The 25,590-nt window shown below is 61.5% G+C and carries 21 protein-coding genes; 9 read left to right on the top strand and 12 right to left on the bottom strand.

The genetic code is table 11. From position 1 onward, the window contains the following. Window positions 1-27: 27 nt before the first annotated feature. The 4 genes from OKW45_RS38275 to OKW45_RS38260 all read right to left on the bottom strand — a co-directional run bounded on the left by OKW45_RS38275 (window position 28) and on the right by OKW45_RS38260 (window position 4,450). On the bottom strand, window positions 28-1,050 hold the full coding sequence (locus OKW45_RS38275; protein WP_429409801.1) for an IS30 family transposase: 1,023 nt from the start codon (window positions 1,048-1,050) through the stop codon (window positions 28-30). 345 nt (window positions 1,051-1,395) lie between these two features. After that, window positions 1,396-1,830 (bottom strand): c-type cytochrome, encoded by a 435-nt coding sequence (locus tag OKW45_RS38270; protein WP_018422207.1) that lies wholly within the window; start codon window positions 1,828-1,830, stop codon window positions 1,396-1,398. Continuing rightward, the gene (locus tag OKW45_RS38265; RefSeq protein ID WP_429474047.1) at window positions 1,830-3,788 is read right to left on the bottom strand and encodes an RICIN domain-containing protein; all 1,959 of its coding nucleotides are present in this window, start codon (window positions 3,786-3,788) and stop codon (window positions 1,830-1,832) included. Before OKW45_RS38265 ends, OKW45_RS38270 begins: the two co-directional genes overlap by 1 nt. A gap of 17 nt (window positions 3,789-3,805) precedes the next feature. Beyond that, on the bottom strand, window positions 3,806-4,450 hold the full coding sequence (locus tag OKW45_RS38260) for an SCO family protein (protein WP_429474046.1): 645 nt from the start codon (window positions 4,448-4,450) through the stop codon (window positions 3,806-3,808). Between the two features lie 1,906 nt (window positions 4,451-6,356). Between OKW45_RS38260 and OKW45_RS38255 the strand changes: the two genes are divergently transcribed. Then, complete coding sequence (locus tag OKW45_RS38255; protein ID WP_429473870.1) at window positions 6,357-7,541, top strand: glycosyl hydrolase; 1,185 nt, start codon at window positions 6,357-6,359, stop codon at window positions 7,539-7,541. 327 nt (window positions 7,542-7,868) lie between these two features. Here the strand turns inward: OKW45_RS38255 and OKW45_RS38250 are convergent, their stop codons facing one another. From OKW45_RS38250 to OKW45_RS38240, 3 genes are all read right to left on the bottom strand, one after another. Beyond that, entirely contained in the window at window positions 7,869-8,144 is a 276-nt protein-coding gene (locus OKW45_RS38250) for a hypothetical protein (protein ID WP_429473869.1), read from the bottom strand. A gap of 37 nt (window positions 8,145-8,181) precedes the next feature. Beyond that, the gene (locus OKW45_RS38245) at window positions 8,182-8,967 is read right to left on the bottom strand and encodes a COG4705 family protein (protein ID WP_429473868.1); all 786 of its coding nucleotides are present in this window, start codon (window positions 8,965-8,967) and stop codon (window positions 8,182-8,184) included. A gap of 139 nt (window positions 8,968-9,106) precedes the next feature. Then, a complete protein-coding gene (locus OKW45_RS38240; protein WP_429473867.1) occupies window positions 9,107-9,979 on the bottom strand; it encodes an endonuclease/exonuclease/phosphatase family protein in 873 nt (290 codons plus the stop codon). Window positions 9,980-10,258: 279 nt separating this feature from the next. On the opposite strand from OKW45_RS38240, the gene OKW45_RS38235 reads away from it, so the two are divergent. Further along, window positions 10,259-10,951 (top strand): phosphatase PAP2 family protein, encoded by a 693-nt coding sequence (locus tag OKW45_RS38235; protein ID WP_429473866.1) that lies wholly within the window; start codon window positions 10,259-10,261, stop codon window positions 10,949-10,951. Window positions 10,952-11,065: 114 nt separating this feature from the next. Here the strand turns inward: OKW45_RS38235 and OKW45_RS38230 are convergent, their stop codons facing one another. Continuing rightward, complete coding sequence (locus OKW45_RS38230; RefSeq protein WP_429473865.1) at window positions 11,066-11,965, bottom strand: SDR family oxidoreductase; 900 nt, start codon at window positions 11,963-11,965, stop codon at window positions 11,066-11,068. 104 nt (window positions 11,966-12,069) lie between these two features. Here OKW45_RS38230 and OKW45_RS38225 point away from each other — a divergent pair, with 104 nt between their 5' ends. Further along, a complete protein-coding gene (locus OKW45_RS38225) occupies window positions 12,070-12,927 on the top strand; it encodes a helix-turn-helix transcriptional regulator (protein WP_429473864.1) in 858 nt (285 codons plus the stop codon). 102 nt (window positions 12,928-13,029) lie between these two features. Here OKW45_RS38225 and OKW45_RS38220 read toward each other — a convergent pair whose 3' ends face one another. Continuing rightward, on the bottom strand, window positions 13,030-14,661 hold the full coding sequence (locus tag OKW45_RS38220; RefSeq protein WP_429473863.1) for an alpha-amylase family glycosyl hydrolase: 1,632 nt from the start codon (window positions 14,659-14,661) through the stop codon (window positions 13,030-13,032). A 48-nt stretch (window positions 14,662-14,709) separates the two neighbouring features. Here OKW45_RS38220 and OKW45_RS38215 point away from each other — a divergent pair, with 48 nt between their 5' ends. Together OKW45_RS38215 and OKW45_RS38210 are read left to right on the top strand one after the other, a co-directional pair. Further along, a complete protein-coding gene (locus tag OKW45_RS38215) occupies window positions 14,710-16,374 on the top strand; it encodes an alpha-amylase family protein (RefSeq protein WP_429473862.1) in 1,665 nt (554 codons plus the stop codon). A 176-nt stretch (window positions 16,375-16,550) separates the two neighbouring features. Continuing rightward, a complete protein-coding gene (locus OKW45_RS38210) occupies window positions 16,551-17,564 on the top strand; it encodes a Gfo/Idh/MocA family protein (RefSeq protein WP_429473861.1) in 1,014 nt (337 codons plus the stop codon). Window positions 17,565-17,776: 212 nt separating this feature from the next. Here the strand turns inward: OKW45_RS38210 and OKW45_RS38205 are convergent, their stop codons facing one another. After that, on the bottom strand, window positions 17,777-18,481 hold the full coding sequence (locus OKW45_RS38205) for a GntR family transcriptional regulator (RefSeq protein WP_026226114.1): 705 nt from the start codon (window positions 18,479-18,481) through the stop codon (window positions 17,777-17,779). 203 nt (window positions 18,482-18,684) lie between these two features. Between OKW45_RS38205 and OKW45_RS38200 the strand changes: the two genes are divergently transcribed. The 4 genes from OKW45_RS38200 (at window position 18,685) to OKW45_RS38185 (ending at window position 23,655) form a co-directional block, all read left to right on the top strand. Next, the gene (locus OKW45_RS38200) at window positions 18,685-19,959 is read left to right on the top strand and encodes a glucarate dehydratase family protein (RefSeq protein WP_429473860.1); all 1,275 of its coding nucleotides are present in this window, start codon (window positions 18,685-18,687) and stop codon (window positions 19,957-19,959) included. 71 nt (window positions 19,960-20,030) lie between these two features. Next, window positions 20,031-21,359 carry an MFS transporter gene (locus OKW45_RS38195; protein WP_429473859.1) on the top strand — a complete coding sequence of 443 codons (1,329 nt, stop codon included), beginning with the start codon at window positions 20,031-20,033 and terminating at the stop codon, window positions 21,357-21,359. 52 nt (window positions 21,360-21,411) lie between these two features. Then, window positions 21,412-22,701 carry an MFS transporter gene (locus tag OKW45_RS38190; RefSeq protein ID WP_018422226.1) on the top strand — a complete coding sequence of 430 codons (1,290 nt, stop codon included), beginning with the start codon at window positions 21,412-21,414 and terminating at the stop codon, window positions 22,699-22,701. A 216-nt stretch (window positions 22,702-22,917) separates the two neighbouring features. Next, complete coding sequence (locus tag OKW45_RS38185) at window positions 22,918-23,655, top strand: ABC transporter substrate-binding protein (RefSeq protein ID WP_429473858.1); 738 nt, start codon at window positions 22,918-22,920, stop codon at window positions 23,653-23,655. Window positions 23,656-23,860: 205 nt separating this feature from the next. On the opposite strand, the gene OKW45_RS38180 is transcribed toward OKW45_RS38185, so the two are convergent. Next, the gene (locus tag OKW45_RS38180; RefSeq protein WP_429473857.1) at window positions 23,861-25,165 is read right to left on the bottom strand and encodes a cation:proton antiporter domain-containing protein; all 1,305 of its coding nucleotides are present in this window, start codon (window positions 25,163-25,165) and stop codon (window positions 23,861-23,863) included. 51 nt (window positions 25,166-25,216) lie between these two features. Next, entirely contained in the window at window positions 25,217-25,537 is a 321-nt protein-coding gene (locus OKW45_RS38175; RefSeq protein WP_429473856.1) for a hypothetical protein, read from the bottom strand. Between the last annotated feature and the right edge of the window lie 53 nt (window positions 25,538-25,590).

The raw sequence follows: 25,590 nt of genomic DNA, 5'->3' as shown, positions 1-25,590 counted from the left end.
TTTCAAGAGTGAAGCGCAACAGCGGGTTTAATGTTTAGAGCCTTGAGGTTGACTTGCCGAGGCAAGGGTCGCGGCGAAGACCTCGAATGGCGAATGGAAGGCATGAGTCGCGCGAGGTCGGCTGTTCAGACTGTCGGCGATAGCGTCAAGTTCGTCCTGACTGTAGACCGAAAGGTCTGCGCTTTTGGGCAGATACTGGCGCAGTAGCCCGTTGGTGTTTTCGCAAGTGCCGCGTTGCCAGGGACTGTGGGGGTCGCAGAAGTACACCTTCACGCCGGTTGCGGCGGTGAGCTCTTTATGGCGCGACATTTCTTTGCCCTGGTCGTAGGTGAAGCTCTGCCGTAATGGCGCGACAATCGAATTGAGTTTGGCGGAGAAGCCCGCCAGCGCTGAAGCGGCGGTGGCGTCTTCCATCTTGGCAAGCAGCACCAGCCGGCTGGTCCGTTCGACCAGCACGCCTACCGAGGACTGGTTGCCGGCACCCTTGATGAAGTCGCCTTCCCAGTGCCCAGGCAGCAGTCGGTCTTCGATTTCGGGCGGCCGCACATGAATACTGACCATGTCAGGAATCTGTCCGCGCCGGTCTGTGCCCCGTGTACGCGGCATGCGCGTGCTGTGGCCATGGCGCAAGCACGCAATGAGCTGACGGCGCAGTTCGCCGCGCGGCTGGGCATAGATGGCCGTGTAGATGGTTTCGTGCGAAACCTGTTGGGTCGGGTCGGTCGGATACATACGCTTGAGTGTGCCCGATATCTGCTGGGGTGACCATTTCCACTCGAGCAGGGTGAGAACGATACGCCAGCAGACGCTTTGCAGGCAAAGCTTTGTGGGATGGCGACCCGCGCTGCGGCGTGCGGCACTGAGTGCTTCAGCCGACACGGACGCGTAGCCAGCGGGAGAGCTGTTTCGCGTCAGTTCCCGGCTAACGGTGGCCGGCGAGCGCCCGAGTATCCGGGCCATGGCCCGGATACTCGAACCCTGCAGATGCAGGCTTGCAATGGTCAGACGCTCTTCAGGTTGAAGTTGCTGGTACTGAGTTCTTTCGTGCATCGCAACACCTTATACGAGATAGGTGTTGCACTTCAGATTTGAGGCCGCCTCGTTTAAAAGGGACTTCCGCCGGGTCTGGTGCAGACTTCTAATTTTCCGCATCCGATGTATTGCGCCAGCAAACAGAAATCGAGTTATTCATAGCAGACGTCATCGCAGCCTATCTGACGGCTTGCCGCACCTCCGTACGCTGCCGCACATTCCCATTTTTCGCCCCAACGGGGTCACGCGCAATTGCGATGTCGCTATTTCGATCATTTCGAACAAGCACCCGTATAGCGTGAAAACACCGAAAAACCTGGTGGAGCAAACGGCGCCGAATTCGCGTAACCGCACGCAAAGGTGCTAGGGCTTCGTCACGAAATGCCAGAGCGCCGCGCACTCGGTGTCGGATATCCGGTAGTGAGGCATGGCTTTGCGCAACATCACGTTGACAGGGTCGATGCCTTCCCTCAGCGCCCTGCAGAACGTTGCCTGATCGTAACTGCTCGCCGGACCGTCCCTTCGACTCTTCGCAGGAAACAGGTTGCCGGCGGTCAAGGGTGGTGCGAATGCGTCGCCCGAGCCGGTTTGCGAATGGCAGTTCGCGCAACGCGTGGTCGAGCCGGGCAACAGACGATCGTCGTCGCGCAATTGCGCCTCAACCGAATGCTGCCCGTTGAAGATCGAACACCCGAGATCGTTCGACTCACAAAGCGGCGCGCCATGCGCGACATACGTGATGTTCGCCAGCGCCAGCGCCAGCGCACGCGCCGCGGTTCGCCGTGACCGTAACGCCATCACTGGATCTGCACCGTGCGCGAAACGCTCGGCACGCCCTTCGCGTTCAGGCCAAACAGCATGTAGTAGCCAGGTACGACGACACCCGGATCGGAAGGAATATTGATCAGATATTCGCCCGCCGTTCCTACCGTGAAAGTCACGGGTACCCGCCGCTGCTCGTTGTTGACCGCGTGGGTCGACGAAGACATGCGCATCAACGCAAAGGCCGTGATGCCACTGCTGCCCGTTACGGCGATCGATGTCCCGAGCTGTGCCGTTGTGGGCGCGGCTGTGAGGGTCGGTCGTGTTGCCGCCGAGCCGTCCGCGTTGAGCAGGTACGGCGGCGTCAGTATTTCGAGGTTCGTATGGTTTGTCGAGCAGCTTCCGCACAGCCCACCGCCACCACTCAGTACGCGACCGTCCGACAACAGCAGTGCGATGCTGTGATAGTTACGCGGCACGGCTTGCGGCGGGAGCACCGAGAAAGTCTTGGTGGTAGGGTCCCACAACTCTGGCGCCAGCACGGCGGTGTCGTCCGAAAACGTTATCGGGAACGCCTCTCCACCTAGGACTACCACCTGACCGTTCGGCAAGACCACGCTGGTGTTGAAGGCGCGGCGGTAATTCATCGGCGTAAGCGTTTGAGTCACCGCGGTGCCGCTGCTGATGTCGATTAGCGTGGCGTCCGCAGTCGCGTTGGCATACTCGTAGCTCGGCGCACCGCCTACAGCCAGGATCTTGCCGATATCGTACATAACGGCGTTGCCGTTCATCGCATCGGTATCGCTGCCCCGGTTGCCGGCAGGCGTCACGTTGCCCGCGCCGGCGGTATCGAACCAGTGCATGGCAACGCTCGGACCAGCGTGGAAGACTCGCCCATTTGCCACCGCAAACAGCCATGCATGATTGTCGGAGCGGAAAATGCCAGCCGCGTCATTCGTGAGGATGTAATCCGCGAGAATGGCGCTATTGAGCTGCCAACCCGTACTGGATGACCAGGTTTCGCCGGTCTTGCCGCCCTCGCCTCCGTTCCACGAGCCGCCCACCAGGAATACGTTGCCATTGCTCAACGTTACGCTGCCGTGGTAGGCGCGCGGAATTTTCATTAGAGGACCTGACGACCATTTTCCGGTCGAAGGCGTGTAGAAACTCGTCGCGTCGCTGCTCGAGCCACCAGTGACGTAAATACGGCCATCCGGAAGATTGACGATGCCCGGGCAGAACATATCGTGGCCGGTATTCGTCACGAGCACCTGTTTGCTCGTGCCGGTAGTCGGGTTAAAGATTGCGGTGTATGTGTTGCCGGGGGTCACTTCGCCAGCCGTAAAGTCCAGCTTCTGGTCGGAGGACCACACTACCACGGTGCCATCGGGCAGATTCGCCGCAGCTGCCGGCACGATCGACAGGTTATAGGGTGTAGTCCACTTCGCCGGCAATGTTTTCGCGGTCATGCCACTGATCTGCCACGTCTGCAGAGCGGCTCCGCTGCAAGGCTGCTGCGTTATCTGCGAGCCCTGCGCCGTGAGGCTGGCAACAGCCAGACACAGGTGACTCTGCGACGCGACAATTGCAAAGCCGCCACCTTGCGGGATCAACTGAAAGCTTTGATTCGCCTGGCCATTGCAGGTCCACTGGTCCGCCCCAGCGCCGGCGTCCGTGCTGACACCGTAGATGTCGAGGCAAAGCTTGCTGTTGACGTTGACGAACTGATAAAGCCCGTTGTTCTGCGTCAGTGTCCAGTGCTCGTTATTCCCGCCATTGCACGTCCACTCGATAACCGAGGCGCCAGGCGTCTTCGATTCGGCGTTCACGTCGGCGCACAAGGTCGTGCCGTTGACGGTGAGCGTGCTCGATGTCTGCGCGTCGGCAGCTGTGGAGAACATCGAAAGCGCCGCCATGAATGTGATCAGCAGCAACGCTTTCACGCACCCGTCGAACAATTGCGAGAGGATCCTAAACGATCGGTTTTGTGACATAGCCTCAGTCCAGTTGGTTACACACGCCCTAATGCGCCCAGTACATCGCAAATTTGATCCGCGCGAGGCAGGTCGTCACTTCGCCAGCGCAACATGGCGTTCGCGTCGAAGCAGTAGATTTGGGTCGAGTGATCGGCAATGTTGCCGAGTGGCAGGGTGCTGCCCGAAAGCGCTCTGCGCATCTGGTCGACGTCCTGCAACGTCGGCGTGGCCGCCCGCCATTCGGGTCCGGCCTGGAAGCGCATGAGCCATGCGTGCAGCGCGGGCGGCGAGTCGGAAAGCGGATCGATTCCGATCGACACCAACTGAACGGGGTAGCGGTGCTGTAACTGCGATATCCGTTGCTGAACGGTGCTGAACAGCGCACCCTGCAAAGGACAAACTGAAGTGCATCCTGTGTAAATCGTCTGCAACGCAGTCACTTTCTGACGCAAGAGGTCGGTTAGCAACTGTTTCTGGCCGCTTTGATCGACCACCCAGAAGTCGTCGAGACGAATGGGCGGCGTGACGAGTCCTATGCTTGCGTGCTGCGCGTATAGCGGAAAAGAAACGCCGGCTAACGCCGCGGCCGATATGCCACGCAGCAGCGCGCGGCGCCTCGAACTCCGGACCGGCGCGCACGCACGCAACGTCGCGCGAGTCGGCGCGTGTTGATGGAACATGACTATGATCTCCCGCAACGTGTAATGGCCTGCAGAACCATTCGTCGCCATCTTTGATTGCGTGTTACCCGCGCGATAGTGCGCACGAGTCGCGCGACGGCTACGTTCGCTTCCTAATGGCGAATCAACGGCATTTGGAGCGTAGCAGGGAATCTTTCGGAAAATGACAGCGTCAGTCCCGCGACTTGCTCCGCTTTGTGAGGTCGGCCACATAACCATGAAACTTCAAATGCTGGGCGTTTTAATTATCAGGACGGCAGTCCGTGATCGGGCAAATCAGAGAACTGCAGCTCTTGCCGAGCAAGGAAAACATGGGCAACGAGATTCGTCGTGAGGCGGCGCAAATGGCGAAGTCGCGAAAATGGATTGCGCGCTCAAACGTGGCGGCGAGATGCGTCAGGCAGGCGGACCAGGTCGGCCTGACCGAAGGGACTCGGCTGACCGTTACCGAACTGCCAGGCCCTGCTCCTACAACGAAGGCGTCGCCTAACAAGGCCTCAGCATCGGCACGATGGCAAGGCCGCGGTGGCGAATAGCAACCAGCGCCGGTGTTCCGGCGGCTTCGAGTTTCGCCGCGACCACGGCGAGCCATTGCGCGTGTTTCGCTGGCGACGATATGCAGGTTCCGCGCCCTTGGCTCCCGCCCGTCTCCTTGTTCCAAAGCACAAGGTCAAACCGTGGCAAAATTCGCATTCCGTGATTTATTTGATGCGGCGGGTGCGCGCATATAAATACCGCCGGGCATTATCTTTCTTTCTAAAACCATACCAGATCATTTAATTAGCATTCAGTTAGGCCACGAGCCATCCGATAAGAACCATACGTTGGCGGAAATTAAAGCGCTCGACCTGTCTAAAGGCGCCAGGTAACAATTTTGTAACGGTTCTCCTCGTGCCTTATGAATCTCGCACTCGGGCGTGAGAACGCCTCTGGACAGGCGTGGGAACGGAGGATGGAGGCGCTACCGATGGGCTCACATAGCACAAATTTCGTTGTTACGCTTAGTTACGTCCGATATCGCAGTATTTGTTCCAATTCTGTATCATTCGTATTAATCAGATAAGTCAGGGAAAACCTTGTCGATTTTATTCGATTGGCAAAACTTCGCAATTTGCGACGAATTACCGAATCTTCCGATCGAAAATGATGGCAGCGGGTTTTCAGTAGGTCCCATTAAATCTGAAGATTAAACGCGATTAGTGCCCGACGCGAGTGCGGCAGCGGGCGGCTCTTGACAAGAGCCGATCATTATTCAGTTGTACTTCGTGTTGTTGCGTATTTTTGCGTGGCGACGTCCTTATCACGCGAACGTTGTTCGTTTTAGCGGCCAGGTTCCATTGGCCTTGATAGACAGATGTCCTTCTTCAGCACACTCTCTCCAAGACTAAAACCGTCATTTCGTCGGCTTCCCCAGATCGCTAAAAGTGCTTCAGCGCTTGCATTTATCGCAGGAGTACTGAGCCTTGCAGGTTGTGGCGGTGAAACAGGCGATGATGGCAGCACCGCGTCCGTGACCGCCAACTCCCTCCCTGCCGACACAGTCGCGAACGCGGCTACAGATCCGTACAGCAACGGCATAGTGCCCACCGACAATGGCTCTCCGCCGGTTCAGGCGAACGGTCAGCCTTATAACCGCGCCCCGGTGCAACGCGCGGGACAAGGCGATTGAACCGTTTCTCGACGATCGATACGAAACCCGCATATCCCGTGCAAGAGCATTTGCAATCGACTCACGCGTTTGACATGTTTGCGTTACGTCTGCCATCGCTTCAGGAACTGATGGTCATCGGCAAACGTAATTCCAACGTTCTCGGCCCATCCCCGGTCAGTAGCAATTTATAGCTAAGCCATGAAACTCAGACTCTACTCACTATTCGCCGTTTTAGCCCTGTTGTGCGGGCAATCGATGCCAGCGTTCTCCCAGACAAGTTCGACCGCCGCCACCGCCAAGCAACTCGCGGCGCTGCAGCCGCCGCCCACCGGAAGCGGAAACGACCGTTTTGCAATGGACGTGAACTGCAATCTCTGGAGTGCGGATCAGACGGCGCTGAGCGAATGCTCAAAGGACCTGGATCTGATTGCCGGATTGGGCGTCGGTACGGTTCGCCTCGGCGTTTCGTGGGACTTCATGACGCTGGCCGACGGCAGCACGCTGGACCCCAACAAAGTGGCTTTCCTGAAGGCGCTTCTGAACGCCGCACGCACGCGCGGCATGAAGATTCTTTTCCAGGTGGGCATGTACGCGCCGTCTAGCGCATACCAATGCTCGGCCACCAGGAATCCGCCGACCGCATCGTCACCGCGACTCGACTTCTGCGACGCGACGTTCACGAAGTATCTCGGCTCGCTCATGGACGTCGTTCTGCCCTTTACGGCTGACATCGAACTGTTCAATGAGACCAACTGGTCGTTCTCCGCGTCGGACCCGTCTTACGGCGATCCGAACGGTATCTCCGGATACATTCTGAATCGCAGCAAGACGCTCTATTCGGAAGCCAGGCAGATCCTCAACACGAAAAGCCAGTCGGGCTACAAAACGGTTCTGCACACTCAGGGCATCTCGTACTTCTACAACTCGGCGTACCCGAACAACGGCTGGCGACCGCCCGCGGGCAGCGAGCTGATCCAGGCGACCGACTACATCAAGGCAATGGGTAACAACACGAAGAGTGCTTCGAGCCCGTTGAACACCACGATCGATGTCGTCGACGTTCACCCCTACTTCGGCAGCGCCGAATACGACATGCTGATGCAGGCATTCATGACCACGGTGTCGAACCTCGTCAGCAGCGGCGCGAAGCCGATCTGGCTGACCGAGACCAACAATGGCACCAACGGTACGGACGCCGGACAAACGGCCGCATTCAACCAGTTGAAGGTGCTGATGAACAATGGTTCGGTGGCAAAGGCGTTCTGGTATGTCGTGCGTAACGGCGATCCGGGCAATGGCGAAGGCGACGGCTATTCGATCTACGACTACAACCGTAACCTGATTCGTCCGCAGCTGGCAGCCGCGATTCAGGCCTACACGGCGACCATTCCGCGTTCGCAACGCTTCCTGTCCGGCTCTTACCTGACTGCGATCAAGTAAGCCTGCCTGCTGTAACCCATGAATGAACGGAGCGCTGACTATGGCGCTCCTTCTCTTTTCCGTTTTGGCGTCGGTTCGTTGCTCGATGGTTTGGAGGAAGTAACGCGGGCGCCTATTTGGCTGTGTTGCAAATAGGCGTTACGGTCGATTATTTTTCGAAGTAGCGAAGTCTGATCGGGTTGACAGGACCGCATCCCGTTTGAGGGCGCAGCGAAATTCCCGAGGCCGCGGCGCCCCCCGAGAGTCGAGAAACGCCAGATCCAGATACGCCGTGCGTCCGGTCGCGCACGCCAGGCGGCAAATTCGCGCGACAGCGGACGAGTCCGCTCAGCGGCGTGTCTTTCTGCTTTTCTTCGGCTTCGGTGGGGTAAGTGCGGCGCTCCAGAATGCGGAGGTCGCGCGTTTGGCTGCCGCTGTCGTTCTTACCCCCGCTGAGTTGGCGACGGTATTGGCGCCGCTTAACCACATGCTGAGGAACGGGTTCTTCTTGGTCCACGGATTCTTCATGTCGACCTCGATTGAGCGGACGTCGAGCGGGCGAGCTACCGATCGGCCGACGCGCTCGTTCTGCGCGTCGGTGTCGCGGCGAAAGCGGTCACGCAATGGCTATTCCCGAACATTCGTAGCCTCTTCGCACCATCTACCGCATCGCTCGCCCAGCAGGACGTTGCGGTAACAAAACCACGCAGAGGGCCATGAACGAAACCAGAATCACCGACGCATAGAGTCGGCTGATCTCGAGCCCACCTTGAGAAATGGGTTTGTCGAGCAGGTCCCCCAAGGTCGCGCCAAGCGGACGCGTCAGGATGAACGCCGCCCAGAATATAGCGATCCGTGACAGCCGCGACCAGTAATAAAGCGCACCGACGATCAGCAGCCCCCCACCGAAGATCAAAGCGCCGTACTCATAGCCAAGCCCCAGACCGCCTCGGTCCGATCCCGCCACCCAATCGCCCAAGGCCGTACCCAGTGTCTGCGAAAAGAGGATCGTCACCCAATAGAACCACTCGGCTTTGGGCGTGGTTACGCTCTGCACCGCCACCGTACCTTCCGATTTGTACCAGACGCCCAGGCTCGCAAGCAGAAGCGCGAAGACGATGACTACACCGCCCGGATAGCCGACTCCCACCGAACGATCGAAGAAGTCGGCCAGCGTGGTACCGAGCGTGGTCGTTGCAACGATGGTCGCCCAATAGAGCGAGGCATTGAACCGCTCCGCCCTGATCTGCCCTGCGACCAGCCCAATAAAAATAACCGCAAAAATCGCGGTGCCGATCAGATAACCCAATTTGAGCGACATGGTCACCCAATCGCCGCCCGTTTCGCCAAGCGTCGTGGCGGCGATTTTGATGATCCAGAAGCCCAGCGTGATCTGCGGGACTTTACTGAGTGCATGCGCGCGAGTTTGCGACGGGTTGCTATTCATGTGACGTGCTCACTATTCTCATGGTTTGAACATAGGCTCAACCATCGCAGAGCAACCCTTAACAGCACCTTAAGCATCCCGCCGAATCACGCGGTCAGATTTTCCTGCGCCAATAACGGGGCGGTAACGCCGAGTCCCTTCAACGCAGTTCCAGCCACATCGGCTGATGATCGGACGAGCGGCTGTGCTGATCGACATCGCACGATGCAATGCGTGCGCTCAGGTCTTCCGTGACGAAAACGAAATCGCACGCGAATGCTCCGTCGGGCCATTGCTCGTGATCGTATAGGCCGACCGTCGCGGCACGCGGCTCGCCCGGGTGTGCGCGGGCCCACGCATCGACGAACGCCGGAGTGTCGGTGATCGGTTCGAGCATTCGGCAAAAGGCGGTGTCTTCGAATGCGCTGTTGAAGTCTCCGCACAGAACCGCGCTGACCGGGCGCGCCGTATCGGCAAACGGACTGTCCGGCTTCTCGCCACGCGCGGGAGCGCGCGCGTGAGCGCACGCCTCCTGATGCAACTCGCGCAGTCTCGCCACTTGTGCGAGCCGCTGTTTCTCCGAATAGAACTCGAGGTGCGTGCTGATGACACGGAGCGGACCGACGTCGGCTTCGAGCACCGCTTCGAGCGCGACGCGCAGCATCGACGGCTTGGCGGGGTCCGCGGGCCACGGCAGAGAATGGCGCAGCACCTGACGAACCGGCAAACGGGTCACGATGGCATTGCCGAACTGCCGCCGATGACGGCTCGCGCCCAACGAGGGCAGATCGGAGCCGATCGCATCGAGCACGGTCATCTCGGGCAGCAGAGCGGCAAGTTCGGCGAACTGATCGGTCGATGGCGCGCCTTTCAGTCCGCCTGCCGCCGGTTCTTCGTTGAAGCCGCGCGTGACTTCCTGCAGACACAGGACATCGAAGTCGCACAACGCGCGTGCTTCCCGCACGATCCGGCCAAGGTCGACGCGGCCGTCGACGCCGCATCCCCACTGAATGTTCCAGTCGACCAGTTTCATGACGGCCTCCTTGAAAGATCCGGCTACAGTGTATCGCCGCATCCTGCGCGGTGACTCAGCGCTGGATGGGACGACTTCGAAAGATCGAGGTCTTTCGCTAGCGCTGCCACGGAAATAACTTCCGATGCTGAGCGCATTTCAAGCACATGGGGTCACTGAAAGTTAGCGATGAAATTGCTCAGTAAAAATTGTCAGTGAAAGTAAGCGCCAAAAAATGCCGTGCATGCGATGAATTATGCTGACCTTCGTCCGCGACCGGCTCAACTTCTGTAGAAAATAATGAATAGCCTCGATTTGTCCATCGAAACATATCTGTCCAACATACACCTCGGTGACTTCGCGAATCTATCCATCCAAGCCATCGACAACCTGTACACCTTCAAAGGCCTCGTACTCATTCCCGTGCTGTGGTGGATGTGGTTTCAGCAAGACGAGTGCCGCGAATGGCGGCGAGAAATGGTTCTCGCGACGCTTGCCAGCGGCATCGTGGCGCTCGTCGTCGGAAGACTGCTGACCCACTGGTTGCCATTCAGGGTGCGCCCCGTCTATAACACCGAACTGCATCTGCGCTTTGCCAGCGGCGAAATCAAGGACGCAGTGCTAACCAACTGGAGTTCCTTCCCGAGCGATCACGCGATGCTATGGATGGCGGTCGCCACCGGCATCTTCCTCATGTCGCGGCGCGTCGGCGTGCTGGCGCTTCTCTATACTGCGCTGTTCATTTGCCTTCCGCGCGCCTATCTCGGTTTTCACTATCCGACCGATTTGCTGGTGGGCGCCGCAGTCGGAATCGTGATTACAGTGGTGATGACGCGGGATGCGATCCGCGTGCGCTACGCGACGCCGATGCTGCGATGGACCGAACGCCACCCGGCGCCCGCAGCGACGCTGGCTTTTATTCTGTGCCTCCAGCTCGTCACGCAGTTCGACGAACTGCGCAAGGTGGCGAGTGGCGTAATGAAACACCTATGATGGCGGCGATGGTTGCTCGCCCTTGGACAGCAGCATCCGCGGGCCCGGCGAAATGTGGGCCGTCGAGCCGTTTCGGTTGATTCGTGCGACGGCGGCTGACAGCGACAGCGAAAGCTACGTGGACACCTGAACGTAGCGCGCTTCGTTCAGATCCGCGAGAAGCGTCGGACCGGTCGGCCGCCAGCCCAAATGCGCCTGCGTCTGCGCGCTCGATGCCGGCATATCGAGCGCGGCGAACATCGCCATCCATCCGAAGTACGCCTGCGCCTCGTCGCGCGCGATCGAGATGACCGGCAACTTCAAGCCGCGTCCGAGCGCCTCGGCGATCTCGCGGGCGCTAACGCCTTCTTCGCCGACCGCATGATAGCGCGCACCGCGTTCGCCCTTCTCGATCGCGAGCCGGTACAGCCGCACGACATCCGACAGATGCCCCGCCGGCCAGCGGTTGCGTCCCTCCTCCACATATGCGCACACGCCTTTGTCCCGCGCGATCTGGATGAGCGGCGTGATGAGGCCTTGCCGGTACGGGTTATGCACTTGCGGCAAGCGCATCACCGACACGTTGACGCCCGCCTCCAGCTGCACGTTGCTGGCCAGCTCCGAGCCGATGCGCGGGTTCGGGTGACTGGTGTTGAATACGTCTTCGGCGGCCGGCTGCCCGTTATCGCGGCTGCCGACGCCCGTGCCCGACGTGATCAGAAGCGGCCGATCCGAGCCGGCCAGCGCCGAGCCCAGTGCAGCGATAGCACGCTTGTCCTTCTCGCAGTTCTCCACGAAGTGCGAGAAATCGTGGTCGAAAGCAAGGTGAACGACGGCGTCCGCCTTCGCGGCGCCGCTGCGCAGGCTCTCGGTGTCTTCGAGCGTGCCACGATGCACCTCCGCGCCTGCGGCGCTGAGCGCCTGCGCGCCCTGATCGGATCGGGTCATGCCGATAACCTGATGCCCGGCTTCGATAAGTTCGGGTACCAGAGCCGAGCCGATAAACCCGGTTGCGCCCGTCAGAAAGATTCGCATGGTCAAGTCTCCAGAATAGCCACCGACGTACTATGCGATCATTCACTATGCTATTGAAGTAGTGAGCTTATCCCGGTAAAGCGACTAACAGGTTAATCATCCCAGTGAACACCGCCCAAACCCTCGGGGACTTTCTGCGCAGTCGCCGCACGCGGCTCGATCCGGCCAGCTTCGGCTTCTCGGGCCGCAGGCGTACGCCCGGATTGCGCCGGGAAGAAGTGGCGCAGCGCGCGAATATCAGCTCGACGTGGTACACGTGGCTCGAGCAGGGCCGCGGCGGCGCGCCGTCCGCCGCGGTGCTTGAGCGCATCTGCGCAGCGCTGATGCTGACGAATACCGAGCGCGAACATCTTTTCATGCTGGGCCTCGGGCGCCCGCCGGAAGTGCGCTACCGGTCCACCGACGCAGTGGACCCGCGCTTGCAGCGCGTGCTCGATTCACTCGATGCCAGCCCGTCGATCATCAAGACCGCGACGTGGGACGTCGTCGCGTGGAATCGCGCCGCAGCCGTCGTGCTGACCGACTACAGCGCGCTGCCGCCGGGCCAGCGCAACATCCTGCGCTTCCTGTTCGGCGATCCGGCCGTCCGGGCAAAACAGCACGACTGGGAGAGTGTCGCGCGCTTCGTCGTGGGTACGTTCCGAGCGGACGTTGCTCGCGCGGGGCTCGCTTCCGAAGTGGGCGATCTGGTCGACGATCTGTGTCGCGCGAGCCCGGACTTCGAACGCATGTGGCGCGAAAACCAGGTATTCGGCCACAGCGAAGGACAGCACGTTAAGCGCCTGCTGCATCCTGCGTTCGGGACCATCGAAATGGAGTATTCGCTGTTCGCCGTCGATGGTCGGCCAGACCTGAGCATGCTCGTGTACACGCCGCTCGACGCGCGAATCGCCGCGCGCATCCGCAGTACCGTTTCATCGATCGATGAGAATGCCAGCGCCGCGCCTTTGACCGCTGCGTGATCGGCTTTGACGCTCGAGCGCGAGCGCGGCCGCCGGATCGCACTCAGGCGACTCCGCAATTGCTCGTGGAAACCAATGAGGTTGAAGCACCGTGGGGGACGACTACCGAACTGCATCGTTCGGCCCGTAAATTGGCCGCACGGCATCGGACAAGCTTCGCGTAAGAATCACGATGACCGCCTCGCTGGCGGCAAGCAAATTGGCGCCCTGCACAAAGGTTTCGCCGATGCGCGTACTCACCGTCGATAGCAACACCGTGCCAGGGCGCGATTGCACGGTGGCATCTTCGACGCCCATGTTCAGCGCGATGAAAAGGCGTTGATTGCCGTATCGCCGCTCATAGGTCAGCACGTCGCCGTCAGCAACGACGTTCTCTATCGTGCCCTGCACCAGCGCGGCGTTGCTGCGGCGCAGGCTCAGCAGGCGCCGATAGAGCGACAACATGCTCGACATGTCGCCGTCCTGTTCGCGCACGCTCGTCGCCGTCGCAATCGGCAACCACGGTTTGCCGTCCGTAAAGCCCGCATTCGCCAGCGAGCCATCCCATTGCATAGGCGTGCGCTCGGGATCGCGCCCCTGGCAAATGCCCGGCTGCCGGAGTTCCGCCGGATCCTGGATCTCATCCGACGCGATATGGCCATCCGTCATGCCGATCTCATCGCCGTAGTAGAGCGTCGGCGTCCCTCGTAGCGTCAACAGCAGTACAGCGGCCACTCGTGCCTGCGCCGCGCCGACGCGCGATGCAACGCGCGGATTGTCGTGGTTTCCCAGCACCCAGTTTGGCCACCCGTATTCGGGCAACGCGATGTCGTAATCCCGGATCATGCGGGCGATGTTCTCCGCGTCCCATCTCGCGTTGAGCAGCTGGAAATTGAACGGCATGTGCGCGCCATCGCCGTTCACGCCGTAATACTTCACCAGTTGCGGGACAGTCAGGTAGATTTCGCCGATCAGCACGCGCTCGCCGTACTCGTCCAGTGTGGCTCGCATCGAGCGGACGATTTCATGCACTTCCGGCTGATCCTCCGTGTAACTTTGCAAGAGCCGATGATGTTCCGGCTCGCCGGGCCGATAGCCGGGATTGGGCGGATTATCGCGAAACTGCGCGTCCTTGATCAACAGCCACAGTACGTCCACGCGGAAGCCGTCCACGCCGCGATCCAGCCAGAATCGCAGCACCTGATCCATCGCGCGGCGTACTTGCGGGTTCCTCCAGTTCAGATCAGGCTGCTCGCGCAGAAACGCGTGATAGTAGTACTGTCCCGTTACCTCGTCCCACTCCCACGCCGAGCCTCCCATGCGGCTCAACCAGTTGTTCGGCGGCCCGCCATCGGGCGCGGGATCGCGCCAGAGATACCAGTCCCGTTTCGGATTGTCCCGTGACGAGCGGCTTTCCTCGAACCACGGATGCCGGCTCGACGAATGGTTCGGCACGAAATCGAGCAGCACCTTGAGCCCAAGCCGATGTGCGTGGCCCATCAATTGCTTGAACCCGTCCAGAGTGCCGAATATCGGATCGATGTTGCAGTAGTCCGCGACGTCATAGCCAAAGTCGGCCATGGGCGACGGGTAGATCGGGGAGATCCACACCGCATCGACGCCTAGCGCCGCGACGTATTCAAGGCGCGCGCTGATGCCGGGTAGATCGCCGACGCCATCGCCGTCACTGTCCTGAAACGAGCGCGGATAGATTTGATAGATCACGCCGCGTTGCCACCACGCAAGCTCCGACATTGCAATTCCTCTTGGCGATCGAACGTTTTGGCGCTACGCGCGGAACCTATGCTCAATGACCTCTGGTACAAGAACGCGATCATTTATTGCCTCTCGGTAGGCACCTTCATGGATGCGAATGGCGACGGCGTCGGCGACTTCCAGGGCCTGATGCGCAGGCTCGATTACCTGCAAGGGCTTGGCATGACGACGATCTGGCTGATGCCCTTCCACCCCTCGCCCGGACGCGATAACGGTTACGACGTTTGCGACTATTACAACGTCGACCCGAAGTACGGCACGCTCGGCGATTTCGCCGAGTTTACGCATGCGTGCGCCGAGCGGGGCTTGCGCGTCATCATCGATCTGGTGGTCAATCACACGTCCGACCAGCATCCGTGGTTCCTGGAAGCACGCAGCGATCCCGCTTCGAAGTATCGCGACTGGTATGTCTGGTCGGACGACAAACCGCCCGATGCGCAACGTGGCGTCGCGTTTCCGGGCGTGCAGAAGTCGACCTGGAGTTTCGACAAGCGGGCGAGACGCTGGTACTTCCATCGTTTCTATGATTTTCAACCGGACCTGAATACATCGAATCCGCATGTGCAGGCGGAATTGCTGAAGATCATGGGCTTCTGGATCCAGCTGGGGGTTTCCGGATTCCGCATGGACGCCGTGCCCTTCGTCATCGCGACGAAGGGCCCGAAGGTGCGCCGCCCCGTCGAGCAATATGACATGTTGCGAACGTTTCGCGAGTTTCTGCAGTGGCGCGAGGGCGACGCGATCATTCTGGCCGAAGCCAACGTGCAGCCCAAAACGGACCTCCAGTACTTCGGCGACGAGGGCGAGCGCTTGCCGATGATGTTCAACTTCCGGGTCAATCAAAACACGTTCTACACGCTCGCGACGGGCAACACGAAGCCGTTGAAGGACGCGCTCCTTGCGACGAAGCCACGGCCGCCGAGCGCGCAATGGGGGGTGTTTCTGCGCAATCACGACGAACTCGATCTGGGCCGGCTGACGCCCGTTCAGCGCGCGGCAGTGTTCGCCGCGTTCGCTCCGGACCCGGACATGCAGCTGTATGGGCGCGGCATCCGGCGCAGACTTGCGCCGATGCTGTCGGACGACAGACGCCGCCTTGAACTTGCCTACAGCCTGATGTTGAGTTTGCCCGGCACGCCCGTGTTCCGCTACGGCGATGAAATCGGTATGGGCGACGATCTGCGCCGGCCCGAGCGCGAGTGTGCGCGCACGCCGATGCAATGGTCGGGCGAGCCGCAAGGCGGCTTCACCCGCCATTCGAAACCGCCCGTTCCCGCGATCTCCGGCGGGGCTTATGGTTTCGAGCGGGTCAACGTTGCGAAGCAGCGACGCGATCCCGATTCGTTTCTCAACTGGACGGAGCGGATGATTCGCATGCGCAAGGAAGTGCCGGAAATCAGCTGGGGGGACTTCGAAGTGCTGCCTACCTCGCGAAACAATGTGCTCGCGCTCAGTTATCAGTGGCGTAACAACTCCGTACTGTTTCTGCACAATTTCCGCGCCGAAGCGTGCACCGTCGAATTCCGCCTAAGCTCCGGCGAACCGGGTAGACAGTCGTTGATCAACCTTCTGTCCGACGACCACAGCGAGTCCGACGATGGCGGCCGCCACGCGGTGGTGCTCGAGCCGTTCGGATACCGATGGTATCGGGTGGGCGGCCTCGGCTATCTGCTCAGGCGGACCGAAGTCTAGCTGACGGGTCGCGGTCGTGCCTTCGGTCGGACCGGGTATCGGGTATCGCCGGTCGGCACGGTTAAACTGATACGATCGCGTGGTTCAGGTCGTTCGCGGACTCACGCGACTTGCCGACTCACGCGAATGTTCAGCCTGCTCGACTCATCGGATACGCAATCGAACAAAGGGATGTCATGGCAAAGGATGAAATAGTCTGGGGAATTTTGGGCACCGCAAAGATCAACGACAAGGTGGTCGTGCCCATGCACAACGCGCCGAAGTGTCGGGTAAAAGGCATCGCGTCACGCGCTCCGGAGAAGGCGCGGGAAGCCGCGGCCAAGTATGGTCTGGCTGTCGCATACGATAGTTACGAGGCGCTCCTCGCGGACCCGGAAATCGACGCGGTCTATATTCCATTACCCAATCATCTCCACGTGGAATGGACGATCAAATCGGTCGAGGCGGGCAAGCACGTCCTGTGTGAGAAGCCGATCAGCCTGGACGCTCAACAGGTTGAAAGGCTGATCGCCGCGCGCGACAAGAACGGCCGATACATCCAGGAAGCGTTCATGGTTCGCACGCATCCGCAATGGTTGAAGGTGCGGACCTTGATCGACGAAGGCGCGATCGGCGAATTGCGGGCAGTGACCGGCGGTTTCACCTATCACAACACGAACGAACACAATATCCGCAACAAGAGCGAGCTAGGTGGCGGCGGACTGCTCGATATTGGTTGTTATCCGATCACGACGTCGCGCTTCACTATCGGGCGTGAGCCACGACGCGTAGTTGCGCTGATGGAGCGGGATCCCACCTTTAAAGTGGACCGGCTCGGCTCCGTGCTGATGGACTTCGATGGCGTGCAGGCGAGTTTCTTTTACTCGACTCAGACCTACCCGTACCAACGGATGCAATTTCACGGTACCAAGGGGCGAATCGAAGTCGAAATTCCATTCAATGCACCAAACGATCGACCGACGCGCCTGCTAATCAGTGAGCACAATAGCGACGGCGTCGCGACTGATCGCTGGCTGGAGCTTGCGGTGTGCGATCAATATGGCGTAGCCGCCGCCACGTTCGCGGAGGCGATCCTGAGTGGGGGCCCGCAGGCTATTCCGCTAGAAGATGCGCGCGCGAATATGCGGGTGATCGATGCCGTGTTCCGCTCGGCTCAATCGGGCGCGTGGGAGAGCATCGCCCAAGGTTGAAGTCCAACGCTGGCGCGACCCGCGCTGTTCAACGCGCGGCAAGTGCCCAGTTGTCTGATTCGCGATGCCTCCAGTCGCAAAGGCCCCTTTCGCAAAGCCATAGACTATGGCGAGCGAAAGTGGTCTCAACGAAGCGGTATCCCACGCGGCCGGGAACGGCGGTCCATTCAGAATGACCGTGAACCCGCCGTAGCCAGCGATTCAGCGAACGCTCACTCATCCGCCAAAAAATTCGGATGACTTGTGCGGATCTGATCGATCTGACTCAGGGTTCCAGAGAGATGCTTGCGTAGCGCTGCCTGCGCCGCCTCGACATCGCCTTTGTCGATCGCATCGACGATCTCGGTGTGATCGCGCACGACCGCTATCGTCTTGCCCTCCACCGGCAGATTCAGGCGCCGCAGCCGGTCGATATGGCCGCTCAACCTACGCACCAGATCCCATAGCTGCGGCACGCCGGCCGCCTCGTACATCTGCCGATGAAACGCCTGATCGAGCAGCGAGAACTGCTCGTAGTTCTTCAGGTCGAGCCATTCGGTTTGCCGCGCGATCGTCACGCGCAGTTCAGCGATCAGCACGGCGTCGCGCTGCTCCGCGAGCGTGCGCACCACTTCGAGTTCAATCGAGCGGCGCAGGAAATGCGCCTGCAGCGCGGACGTCACGTTGATCTGACTGACGACCGTCGCGTGCTGCGGATAGATATCGACGAGACCTTCCTCGCCGAGCTTCATCAGCGCGTCGCGCACGGGCGTCTGGCTGAGCCCGTAGCGGTTTGCCAGCTCGGTGCGCGACAGCACCGTACCCGGCGTGAGTTCGAGGGAAAGGATCATTTCGCGCAGTCGTTCGAAGACTTGCGGCGCGGCGTGGCGGGAGCGGTCGAGGCGGGTTACCGTCGACGAATGAGCGTGGTTTTTCATGGCAGAAACTGAGCATGGAAGCAGGCGTGACCCTAGCATGACGGTCGCTGAGGCACTAGTACTATAGCCGACGGGCGCCCCTTGCAGCGGGCTTGCGAGCGGAACTCCGCGAAAAATGCACATGGTATTTACCCCAGTAACGCACTAATACATTAGTGCTTTACCATCCGTCCCATCAAAGTCCTCTTATGCCGATTGCCATCATGACTCGCGACATCACCATCACGCAGGTGCGCATCACCCCGATCGCCTTCCGCGACGGCCCGCTGCTCAACGCCGCCGGAATCCACGAACCTTGGGCGCTGCGCGCCATCGTCGAGCTGGAGACGAGCGACGGCCGCGTCGGCATCTCCGAGACCTATGGCGACGAACCGATGCTGCGCGTGCTCGACCAGGCGAAGTCGCTGGTGACCGGCCTGTCGCCGTTCGACCTCAATCGCATGGAAGAGCGCGTGCGAGCGTCGATCAAGGCGAGCCCGGGCGCGGTCGAATTCGAACTCGCGCCCGGCTCGCACTCGGCGAAGAACGCGCCGAAAGTCATCAGCACGCTCGAAGTCGCAATGCTCGACTTGCAAGGGCAAATCGTCGGCGCGCCGGTCGTCGACCTGCTCGGCGGCAAGGTGCGCGACGCCGTGCCCTACAGCGCCTATCTGTTCTTCAAGTACGCCGAGCACGTCGACAAGCCCTATGCGCCCGATGCCTGGGGCGAAGGCCTGAGCCCCGGGCAGATCGTCGCGCAGGCACGGCGAATGATCGAGCTGTATGGCTTCCAGAGCATCAAGCTGAAGGGCGGCGTGTTCGAGCCGGCACACGAAATCGCGTGCATGCGCGCGCTGCATCAGGCGTTCCCCGGCGTGCCGCTGCGTCTCGACCCGAACGCCAACTGGACGCTCGAAACGAGCATCGCCGCCGCCCCTGAACTCGACGAGCTGCTCGAGTACTACGAAGACCCGTGCCCGGGTCTCGAAGGAATGGCCGAACTGGCGAAGCACACGCGCCTGCCGCTCGCGACCAACATGGTCATCACGACGATGGAAGATTTCCGGCGCGGCGCCGAGATGGGTTCGGTCAAGGTCCTGCTGTCGGATCACCACTACTGGGGCGGCCTGCGCGCGACGCAAACACTCGCGCGCATGTGCAAGCTGTGGGATCTGGGCATGTCGATGCATTCGAACTCGCACCTCGGCATCAGCCTGATGGCGATGACGCACGTCGCGGCAAGCATCCCCAACCTGACCTATGCGTGCGATACGCATTACCCGTGGCAAGAGGAAGAAGTTATCAAGGGCGGCCGCGTGAAGTTCGACAACGGTTCGGTGCGCGTGCCCACCACGCCGGGCCTCGGCGTCGAGCTCGACCGCGAGCGGCTCGCCGAACTGCATGCGCAGTATCTGTCGTGCGGCGTGCGCAATCGCGATGACCTCTCGCAGATGCGCAAGTACGAGCCGGGCTTCACCGGCAAGAATCCGCGCTTTTAACTCCCGCTTCCAATCCGCGCCTACGAGCCCTGCGACGCGCAACGCGCGTCGCCATCGAAGGAGACAACCCCATGAGTAGCCCGATTGCCGACACGGCGCGGCCCGAGCGCGCCAGCGCGCTGGCGAGCGCGGTGCACAAGATCAAATGGCGCGTGCTGCCGCTGTTCGTCGTGATGTTCATCGTCAACTACATCGACCGCGTGAACATCGGCTTCGTGCGCCAGCATCTGAGCGCCGATCTGGGCATCGGGGCGGCGGCCTATGGGCTCGGCGCGGGGCTCTTCTTCATCAGCTACGCGATCTTCGAAGTGCCGTCGAACATCCTGCTGCAGCGCTACGGCGCGAAGCTGTGGCTCGCGCGCATCATGCTCACGTGGGGGCTGGCCGCGGCCGGCATGGCGTTCGTGCGCGGCGAGACGTCGTTCTATGTGATGCGGCTCCTGCTCGGCGCGGCCGAAGCGGGCTTCTTTCCCGGCGTCATCTACTACTTCACGCAATGGCTGCCGGGCAACGAGCGCGGCAAGGCGATGGCGATCTTCCTGAGCGGCTCGGCGCTCGCGTCGGTGCTGTCCGGGCCGATCTCCGGCGGACTGATGCTGATCGAAGGCGCGGGGCTGCGCGGCTGGCAGTGGATGTTCATCATCGAAGGCATGTTCTCGGTCGTGCTCGCGGGCTTCATCCTGCTGTGGCTCGACTCGAAGCCGCGCGACGCAGCCTGGCTCACCCGCGCCGAGCAGGACGCCTTGCTCGATGCGGTCGACGAAGAGCAACGCCAGCGCGCCGCCGCGCACCCGGTCAAGCCATCGATAGGCGCGCTACTGCGCGATCCGCAAATCCTGATCTTTTGCCTGATCTACTTCGCGGTATCGCTGACCATCTACGGCGCGACCTTCTGGCTGCCCAGCATCATCCGCAAGATGGGCCATTTCAACGATTTCCAGGTCGGCCTGTACAACTCGATTCCGTGGCTGATCTCGATCGCGGCGATGTATCTGTTCGCGATGCTCGCGGCGCGCTTCAAGTTCCAGCAGGCGTGGGTCGCGTGCGTGCTGCTGATCGCCGCGCTCGGCATGTATGCGGCCGGCCAGGGCGGCCCGGCGTTTTCGTTCGTCGCGATCTGCTTTGCGGCGATCGGCTTCAAGGCCGCCTCGTCACTGTTCTGGGTGATCCCGCAGGGCTATCTCGACGCGCGGATTTCCGCCGCGGTGCTGGCGCTGATCAACTCGATCGGCAACCTCGGCGGCTTCGTCGCGCCAGCGGCCTTCGGCTTCCTCGAACAGAAGACCGGCTCGATCGAGGGCGGCCTCACTGGACTCGCGGTGATGTCGGTGGTGGCCGCCGGGGTCGTGTTCTTCTCCCGCATGAGCCCGCGCGAAGGAATGCCCGCCTCCGCGCATTGACTGCATCGAACAACCGTATAGACACCATTTCCAGAAACCTCAAGGAGACACGATGAAAACGATAGAAGCGACGACGGCCGCCGCACGCACGGCCGTCGGACGATACCGATGGACCATCTGCGCGATGATCTTCGCGGCGACGACGATCAACTACATGGATCGTCAGATGCTCGGGCTGCTCGCGCCGCTGCTGCAAAAGGATATCGGCTGGAACCAGGTGCAGTACGCGCAGACCGTGATGGTGTTTACGGTCGCCTATGCGGTGGGTCTCGCGATCTTCGGCCGCATCGCGGATCGCGTCAGCACGAAGAAGGTCTACGGCAGCGCGATGGCGCTGTGGAGTCTCGCGGCGATGCTCCACGCGGTGGCATCGACCGTGCCGGGCTTCGCGGCCGTGCGCGGTCTGCTCGGCTTCAGCGAGGCGGCCAATTTTCCGGTTGCGATCCGCACTACCGCCACGTGGTTTCCGAAGAAGGAACGCGCGCTAGCGACGGGCTTCTGGAACATGGGCGCGACGATCGGCGGCATCGTGGCGCCGGCCTTCGTGCCGATCGCTGCCGTGACGTGGGGCTGGCGCGCAACGTTCATCGCGGGCGGCGCGACCGGTTTCATCTGGCTGATGGTGTGGATGCTCGTTTATCGGCAGCCTTCGGAGCATCCGTCGGTGTCGAAGGAAGAACTCGACTACATCAATGCGGATCGCGAGGAAGTCGTCGAGCAGAAGGTCGGCTGGTTGTCGGTGCTCAAGTACCGCGAAACGTGGGCGTTTGTCTTCGGCAAGCTGCTGACCGATCCGGTGTGGTGGTTCTATCTGTTCTGGCTGCCCAAGTGGCTCAATGAGTCGCGCCATATCGACATCGGCAACATGGGCCTGCCGCTGATCGCTATCTATACGATGTCATCGGTCGGCAGCGTGGCGGGTGGCTGGCTGTCGTCGCGTTTGATGGCGCGCACCAACAGGCCGAATTTCGCACGCAAGCTCACGATGCTCATTTGTGCATTGTGCGTGGTGCCGATCGCAACGTTGTCGTATTTCCAGAGCCTGTGGTGGGCGGTCTTCGCCGTTGGTCTGGCGGCAGCGGCGCACCAGGGCTGGTCGGCGAACCTCGTCACCACCGTCGGCGACGTGTTTCCGAAGCGGCTGGTCGGCACCGTGGTCGGTATCGGCGGCGTGGCGGGGATGGTCGGTTCGTTCTTCTTTTCCGGCGTGATCGGCGAGACCTTGCAGCGCACCGGGCAGTATTGGGCGCTCTTTACGGTCGGCGCGTCGGCGTATCTGGTTGCGCTGGGCATCATTCATCTGTTGATGCCGCGGATGACGGCGGTCAAGTTGCGCGATTGAAGTGCCGCTGGCGGGTGAAACGGCGAGGGGACGTGGCACGGATAACTGGCGTCCCCGACCATCTGCCGAACTCTTGGAGCGCGAGCGCAACGAAGAAGTGTCAGAAGCAACGCGCGAGCATCTGCTGCATACTCTTGACGCGCTATCCCGCATCGGCGAAATCCCCGAACCCTAAGACTGCGCTTCGCGCCGGACGCGGTCGCCACGAGAGGCCTTATGACCATCGATCCCTCCGTCGTCGCCGCATTCACGCCCACGGGCAAGCTGCGCGCGTCGATCAATCTCGGCAATCCAATCCTGGCCAATCGTCACGCCGACTCAGGCGAGCCGTTCGGCGTATCGGTCGATCTCGCGCGCGCGTTCGCCGCGAAACTCGGCATCGAACTGGAGTTGGTAATCTTCGATACGGCGGGCAAATCGGTGCAGGCCGTCGGCGACGAGCGCGCGGATTTCGGCTTCTTTGCGATCGATCCGTTGCGCGGCGAGACGATTGCCTTCACGTCGCCGTATGTATTGATCGAAGGCTTCTACCTGGTGCGCGACGACTCGCCGGTGCGCTCGAATCAGGATGTGGATCAGGCGCACAACCGAGTCGTCGTCGGCAAAGGCAGTGCGTACGATCTGTTTCTGACGCGCGAGCTGAAATCCGCGCAAATCGTGCGCGCGCCGAGCTCGCCGAGCGTCGTGCCGACGTTTATCGAGCAGCATCTGGACGTGGCGGCAGGCGTGAAGCAGCAACTCGAAGCCGATGCGAAGCAAACCGCCGGCCTGCGGCTGCTCGACGAACGCTTCATGGTGATCCGGCAGGCGATGGGTCTGCCGAAGAGCCGCGGCGAAGCGGCGGCTCACGCGCTGTGTTCGTTTGTCGAAGAGATGAAGGCCTCGGGTTTTGTGGCGCAATCGCTCGCGCGGCACAAGATCGCCGGAGCGTCGGTTGCGCCTGCGGCGGCGTAGCGGGCCGCTCGAACCCGACACCGCGTAGCTTTCGAAGCTGCTGGCATAGCAGATACGCGGGGCCGCGCGATGCTTCGGCGCGGCCCCACCACCACCCTCAGCGACGCTCAAACGAGCGTAGTCTGCACATCCACATTACCGCGCAACGCCTTCGAATACGGGCAGGTACATTGCGATACAAGCAGCGGCAAAACCGTCGCTCCATTCAGCGACGCCGATCGAAATACCGCCGCAACAGATAGTTCGCGGTCGAGCCATGCAGCAGCACCGACAACACGATCGCATCGAGCACGGCGGGCAGCAGCGGCGTCATCGCACCGCGCGCGTATTCGAGGCCGAACATCAGGTAATAAAACGCGCCGACGCCGCGAATCCCCATCCACGCCATCAGATGCCGCTGGCTGTTGTCGATGCGCGCACCTATCATCGCGACGACGACGGACAGCGGCCGCGCGACGACAAACAGAAACACCGCGGGCAACACGGCGCGCAGGTCGAACATCTCGCGCCAATGCGCGGACACGACGCAGCCGATGATCAGCATCAGCGACAACTCCGCGAGCCGCTCCATTTCGCGCGTGAAGCCCATCATCGATTCGGCGAGGATCGCATGGGCCTTTTCCGGGTCTTTGGCGACGTCGGCCTTTTCGCCGTGCTGCACTTCGTCGAGCACTTCCGACGGATTCTTGTCGCCCGTCGCGCGCAACTCCTCGTGACGGACGGCGACGCCCGCCACGAACACCGCGACGAACGCATACGCGTGCAGCAGCAGCGCCGCGCCGTACGACGTCGACATCAGGCCTAGCGCGAGAAACCCGTCGAGACCGATCGCTTCGCCGTAGCGGGTGCGCAGAAAGAAGATCGCGCGCGCGAACACGATCGCAAACACGCAACCGATCACGAGCGCACTGACGAGCCCCCACAACACCGAGCCGACGAAATGTACGCCGCTGCCGGAGCCGAACAGCCGCGCGCCGGCAAGCGTCAGACCCAGCACCGCAAACGGATAGGCGGCACCGTCGTTCAGGCCGCCTTCGCCCGACAACGCGAACCGTACGGGCTCGTCGTCGCCGGCTTGCGTCACGCGCAGCTCGTTGGCGAGCACCGGGTCGGTCGGCGCGAGCGCGGCCGCGAGGAACAACGCCGCGCCGTCCGCGCGTCCGGTCACCCAGGCGGAGAAGCCGAACATCAAGGCAACGGTGACGAGCATCGCCGGGCCGCCGAGCCGCAGCGGCAACAACCACAACGGATTGCGCAGCCGCACGCGCAGATGCATGCCGATCGAAAACAACGACACGACGAGCCCGACTTCAGCGAGTGTCGCGAGCAACGCGGTATTGCCGAGCAGATCGACACCGACGAGCCCGGACACGGCCGGCCCAATCGCCACGCCGACCAGCAGATAGATCATCGCGCCGGTCAGCGGCAAGCGGCGGATCGGCCCGCGCGCGACGGCCATGAACGTGAGCAGCGCGCCGATCAGCAGGAACCAGACCGGTTCGTTTTTCATGGCGGAATCGCGAGCACGCGCGACGACGGCGGCAGCCGGGCCGCGTCGCCGCTAGCGCGCGCTGCTCGCACCGTGTGCCGCGCTCGCGCCTTGCCGGCGGTGCTGTCCGTGCTGAGCCGCGGGCTGGTTCGCGCGCCCCGCCTGTTCACGGTTCGCCTGGTCGCGGCTCAACTCGGCGGGCGGCGTACCCGACTGGCCCGCCGCGCCCGCGCCGCCTTCGGTGCCCGCGTCTTTGCCGGCCTGCGCGAATAGCAAGGGTTGCGCAGCGCCAGCCGGCGGCGTCGCGGCCCGCTCGCCGGCTTGCGCGCAGACGACGCCACTGGCCACACCCAACATCGCGGCGATGGTAAAGCGCTGTACAACCTTGTTCATAAGCGACCCCCTCGGTTCGGACAAGCTGGATTTGCACTGTCCGTTCCGTTGCA

The sequence above is a fragment of the Paraburkholderia lebeckiae genome, from assembly GCF_050436225.1.
GTDB lineage: Bacteria > Pseudomonadota > Gammaproteobacteria > Burkholderiales > Burkholderiaceae > Paraburkholderia > Paraburkholderia tuberum.
The sequence above is the reverse complement of the archived record's forward strand: the minus strand, read 5'-3'. Positions and strand labels throughout refer to the sequence as shown.